At 60.8% G+C, this 5,398-nt stretch carries 5 protein-coding genes; all 5 read right to left on the bottom strand.

Annotation, left to right across the window (positions count from 1 at the left end; translation table 11 throughout):
* Nucleotides 1-110: 110 nt before the first annotated feature.
* A complete protein-coding gene (locus P0D89_RS50750; protein ID WP_408370442.1) occupies nt 111-1,373 on the bottom strand; it encodes an IS110 family RNA-guided transposase in 1,263 nt (420 codons plus the stop codon).
* A gap of 413 nt (nt 1,374-1,786) precedes the next feature.
* Complete coding sequence (locus P0D89_RS50755; protein ID WP_408370444.1) at nt 1,787-2,251, bottom strand: hypothetical protein; 465 nt, start codon at nt 2,249-2,251, stop codon at nt 1,787-1,789.
* Nucleotides 2,248-2,493 (bottom strand): hypothetical protein, encoded by a 246-nt coding sequence (locus P0D89_RS50760; protein ID WP_408370446.1) that lies wholly within the window; start codon nt 2,491-2,493, stop codon nt 2,248-2,250. Before P0D89_RS50760 ends, P0D89_RS50755 begins: the two co-directional genes overlap by 4 nt.
* Before the next feature lie 1,611 nt (nt 2,494-4,104).
* Nucleotides 4,105-4,839: a helix-turn-helix domain-containing protein gene (locus P0D89_RS50765; protein WP_408370449.1), complete on the bottom strand. Its 735-nt coding sequence runs from the start codon at nt 4,837-4,839 to the stop codon at nt 4,105-4,107.
* Nucleotides 4,836-5,336 carry a transposase gene (locus tag P0D89_RS50770; protein ID WP_408370450.1) on the bottom strand — a complete coding sequence of 167 codons (501 nt, stop codon included), beginning with the start codon at nt 5,334-5,336 and terminating at the stop codon, nt 4,836-4,838. Before P0D89_RS50770 ends, P0D89_RS50765 begins: the two co-directional genes overlap by 4 nt.
* Nucleotides 5,337-5,398: the final 62 nt, after the last annotated feature.

Here is a 5,398-nt window from a genome sequence, read left to right on the forward strand (position 1 = left end):
TGCTCATAGAAGGCGACCCGCCGGCCGACGGTGGACAACTCGCGACAACACGTCAAACGGAGGAGAGGCACCGACCCGGAACCAGCTGCGTAACTGTCGACCGGAAGGGGTTACTCCGGAAGCCCGAGGTTCCTGAGGAGTGGCGAACCGCGTTTCCTCAGGGCGTTGAGATAGATGCTCTCGTCGTACCGCGTCCCGGTCTGCCAGCAGCGGTAGATGATCCGTATCCACTTGAACGCCAATGCCCGCACGGCGGCCTGATACGAGCTGCCCTTCGCCCGCTGTTGCCGGTAGTAGGCGCCCGCCCAGAACGATTTGTTGATGGTCTGGCCCGCCCACTCGACGAAGGTCTGGCGCAGGAAGGTCGGACATTGCCAGCGCCAGTGCACCCAGCACTTCTTGCCGCTGCGCTCGGTGACCGGCGCGATGCCGGAGTACTTCTGCAGTTCATCCGCGCCCCTGAAGCGGTCACGTTGCTCGCCAAACGCAGCCAGCAGGCGTGGTGTCAGATGCGGACCTGCGCCGGGCAGGCTGTCAAACAGGTCGAAGTCGGGCAGCGCCCGTGCGACTGCCGCGATTTCCTTGTCGAACACGTCAATCGCAGCGAGCGCTGTGCGCAGTTGCGTCACCAGCATCAGCGCGAGCAACCGGTGAGGTGCAACGATACCGGGATCATCAGTGAGCGATGCAGCGCAGCGAATTGACTCCAGACGTCCCTCAATCAGTTTGGCCCGGCGACAGTTGTGCGCATGGAAGAACGTTTCAAGGGTCTTTCTGTTCGTGCGCCTGACTGCTGGCAGAGTTGGCCAGCGGGTCAGGAAATCACAGAACAGTACCGTGTCGATGTCGTCGAACCATTCCAGGGCTTGAGGATAATACTGTTTGAGTGCATTGGTTAGCCGGTTAGTGAAGCGGGTCTTGTCGCCGACCAGTTCACGACGCTGTTCGATCAGGCTCAGCAGGGAACGCATGCCGGCGCTCTGCGGCCTGAGCGGGCTGAACCGCTCAGGATGGCGCAGCAGCAGGTCGAGTGCCAGTTCGGCATCGGTGGGATCGTCCTTGGCACGGCTCGGCTTGAACGCCTCACGGTACTTCGCGAGCATTGCAGGGTTGATAGGGAATAGTGTGACGAACGCATGCTTCTGCAACACAGAGACGATTGGTCCTCTGGCCAGCTCAAGCGCGACCGCAATGGGGCCACTAAAGCGTTGATGTAACGCCTTTGCCCATTCATCGATGCGTGTCACCTGGTGAGGAATGCAGTCGAACTCGCGCCTGTCGTCGCCAGCCTGCTGCAGGCAAATGTCATGTTTGGTATCGGCCCAGTCGATGCCGACGAAAGCCTTGAATTGCTGGTTCGATAGCGATGCCATGTGAACCTCCGCAAGTGATAGATTACCCGGTAGGGACATGCATGCTTGCGTTCAGCGAAGGCAATATAGTGAGCCGGTGCGACGGCGGACCCTGAGTATTCGTTATCGGACGCAAGCGCACCCGTGGACTCGAAGCTAAAGCCGTAAACGTCCAGGCGTTTGGGTCGAGATATTCGTAGTCCGCGGGTGCATGTCCCACCTTCACTGGCAGCGAGCTGCCAGTCCTACCAGTATCGATGAAAGCGGGACGGACTACCTATATCGGGTCGATTGCCGCCCTTCGCCTCCAGAATGGTTGCGCCGCTTGCGGCCTGATCTGACTGTGATTGAAGACAGCAAGCATTTGCCTTGGAGCGGGCTCAGCAGCTGACCAGTCCGGCCGATTTGGCGGAAGCGATGGCCGTTGGCCATGGTTAGCTTCTCCAGGGCGCACGCGGCTTCCCTGGCAAACGCGGACGCTCACTCTGCTCACGGTCCACGCCTGGAAGGGGGCTGTTCAGGAATTCCTTGCTCAGGTTACGGGTCTGTGCGTTATAGGCCCAGCGTGCAAACTGCTCAAGCAGGTTGTGGTTCTCGGCCGTTAGTCGCCGGTTTTCCGCGTCAAGCCGGGCGATCCGGTCCACGGCAACCTGCAGCTCCGGCGACATCGCCTCACGGGGCTGTTCGTCCCGCCCCGAGAGGGCCTTCTTTCGTACCGTAAAGGCCAGCCGGATTCGCTCGTGACGGTGAAGCGCCTGCCGCGTGTAGCTAAGGCCAGCGCGCCTCGCGATCGCCTCGATAAGCGCTTTCCAGCTCAGCCGGCCGCTCCAGCCATCCAGCACCTCAACAACGGTGGCAACGACCTTGTCGTCAAGGTTTTTCTCTCTCACGCGAGTCATGCCACCTCCTCGAGGGTCGGTGATGCATCGGCGTCGCCAGGCGAGGGCAGCAGTGCGCGCGCTTCTGCGTGATCAAGCCGGGACAGAATTTCCGCCGGTATCAACTGTATTACCGCGCCGCGCGGAACGGCCGGGTCATCGAGAACGTCGAGCAGCGCCGTGATACGGGCACGATAGGCCCTGTGATGTTCGGCCCATTCGTTTGCCCCGAATTCCCCTTCAGCTTCGGCCTGCTCCGCCATCGCCAGCAGCCGCGTCGCCTCGGCATGTGCCTGGCGGAGGCGCTTCTCCTTCTCTGCCTCGCCCTTCACGCAAACCTGTTCGCCACAGTTCAGGCAGTGGCGTCTCGCACGGCGACATCACATAGTCGTGAATGCAGTATCCGAAGTCCGTAGAGTGCGCTGTCGGCACCTTCAGCCGGGCAAATTCGTCCCGCGTGATGAGCGCCGCCCGCGGCCCCGCGGCCAGCGGGCCGAAGAAGCGCGTGTCATCGCCTACCGCGGCGCGGATGCGTGCAACTACGGCATCGGATGGCTCATGGTCGTAGTACCCGTTCTGCCGCACATCCTTGCGGCCGGACCACTTGGCGATGTCGAGATGGCTCAGGCCGCCCGCTTGCGCCAGCGTGTTCAGGTAGTGGCGGAACTGATGAGTGTTGACTCGAATCGGCGCGCCGTCCGGCTCGTAAAAGCCGCAATGGTCGAAGACGGATCGGCGGCCGTTTGCAGACTCCGCTCCCAGCCGGCCACGAATCTGGCTGTATTTCAGAGGTTCGATGACACAGCGGAACCGTGGCCTGGAAGTATCCAGTGCATTACGCTGTATGACGAAGAGCGCGTCGCCGTACCGGAGGCCCGTCGTTTTGTCAGCAACAGGAAACCCCGGTGGCAGTTGCCGCAGCACGGCCGCCTGCACATCGCCGAAACGCACGTAGGCTTTTCTCCCGCGACGCTGCTTGAGAACACTATTGTTATTGCACCACTTGGGTGGTAAGTCCTGGTAGACGGGCTCAGCAAAGAGGATCTCTGCGATGTCGGCCATGCTCAGCCATTCTTTCGTGCGAAAGTGCTCCGCATCTTCGGTCAGGTAAAGCTTTGTCGGGTTCTGCTCATACCAGCGGGCGACCTCGCGCGCTTCGTCGGTGAGCCTGCGGATTTTCCCGACCGCTTCTTCGACGACGCCCGCCATCGATGGAACAATCCATTTCACCGTCGGCTCTGCCCGCTTGGCAGGCCACCATCTCAGGCCGAAGGCATCTTCATCCGAGCGATCGCGTTTCTGCCTTACCTCGCAATTGACCGGAAGGCAGAGCGTTTCGCTGATACGTTCCGGCGCTGCGCAGAGAATCGCTGTGATTGACGACACAAGGACGTCGGCCGGTTCGGTGGCCAGCAGCAACACCTTCGGCAGCGCGTCGAGCGCCGCTTGGCTTGGCATCTTTGCCGCCCGGCGCTCATCCGCCGCCGTTCCAATCCTAGTGCGATGGTTCTCAGGTGGCTTCAGCGGGTTGCGCCACCGTGTCGGCACCGCCATAAGACGGTTATCGCAAAGGAAATCCGCAACCATCTCAAGCTGGTTGGCCGCAACGTAGGCGCTACTAACGGCGAGGCGCTCAGCGAGCAGTTGAGCGGCCCGGTTCAGGACGTGGGCGTCCGTCTGTACCGCGTCCGCTGCTCCTGTTTCGAGCAACGCCGCTTCGAGTGCCCGGAGAGCAGCCATACGGTTTGGCAAACTTGTTGTCGGCCTCATGCCATGCTGGTACCGGATATACGACTTCGCGAACGACCGGAACGGTTCGCTCATCATCGCGGACTGTCTATTGCTGGACGTAGCCTGCTTACTAAACACCAACCTCAAGGCAGTGTGCCTGCCCTTGCGCTGGATGTGTTCGGACACATCCCAGCGATCGGCGTCGAAGGGGAGTGACAATCCGAACAAGGTGAGCTTTGTTCTGCACAGTTCAATGAAGCCCGCCATGTTGGCCTGCGCGGCCAGATGAGCCTGCGGCACAAAGGTAACGATGTCAGCCATGGACTGCGCTTCTTTCGGCATGCGTCGCTTCGCACAGACATCCTCAGGGCATGACTGAACACGTCCATAAACAGATACAGATAAAAGTACTGCCCGCGGATCGTCGCCGGCAAGTACGTGATGTCCCAACTGTAAAGCTGATTCGGCGCGTCCGCGCGAACCGCTCGTGGTTTGCCGCACGATTTGACCGGCCGTTCACTGCGCCGATGGGCAAGCTGCTTCTCGGCTTTCAGCACCCGATAGAACGTCGACTCCGAGGCGATATAGCGTTGCTGGTCAGCCAGTCGAGGCACGATCTGGCTCGGCGGCAAATGACCAAACTCGGCCGAGTTCGCGACTGCCAGCAGCTCGGTGCGTTCTTCGGCGCTCAGCTTGTGAGATGGCTGGTGGTGTCGTAACGAGCGCCCGTCCACCGCGTCAGGTTCGCCGCCTCGCCAACGCTGAACCGTCCGTGCGCTCAGCCCCAGCATCTCACACGCGGGCGCCTGGCGAGCCCCGGTCAGCGTCGCCTCGCTGATCAGGCCGATCAATATTTTGCGCTCTTCAAGGCCCGTCATTCGGCCTCGCCCTCGAACAGCGCACGATACTTTTTTTGCAGCACCAACAGCGCCGCCGCCTCCGCTAGCGCTTTCTCCTTGCGGTTCAATTCGCGCTGTAATTGCACGTTGGCTTGCTTCAGATCCCGTACTTCCTGGGCGCTCTCACGCCGAGCGCCGGTCCCGCCGACGGCGCAAAAGTCCATCCGCCACTGGGTGAGATGATGAGCGAACAGCCCCCGCTCACGACACCACGCGTTCAGTGCTTCGTCGACCAGGCCGTGGCTCTCATGCAAAGCCAGCAGCCGTTCTTCCGGCGACCAGTCTTCTGGACGTTTTGCATGTCCGGAGTCCGAGCTCCGGTTCGCAGCGGCGCTACCTCTCATCCACTTCCTTAATGTCAGTAAATTCATGTTCAATTCGTCGGCCACCGATCCAACGGTGCGGCTTCCGCGCTGCAGGACTTTCGACAGCGCTTGCTCTTTGAACTCGACAGAATACGTTTGTTTTTCCTTCAACCTGCACCTCTGACTCTTCAATTTAAGAAAATTCACAGGCGACAACTATTGTGACACCGGGG

The sequence above is a fragment of the Paraburkholderia sp. RL18-085-BIA-A genome (genome assembly GCF_046027075.1).
Classification (GTDB): Bacteria; Pseudomonadota; Gammaproteobacteria; order Burkholderiales; family Burkholderiaceae; genus Paraburkholderia.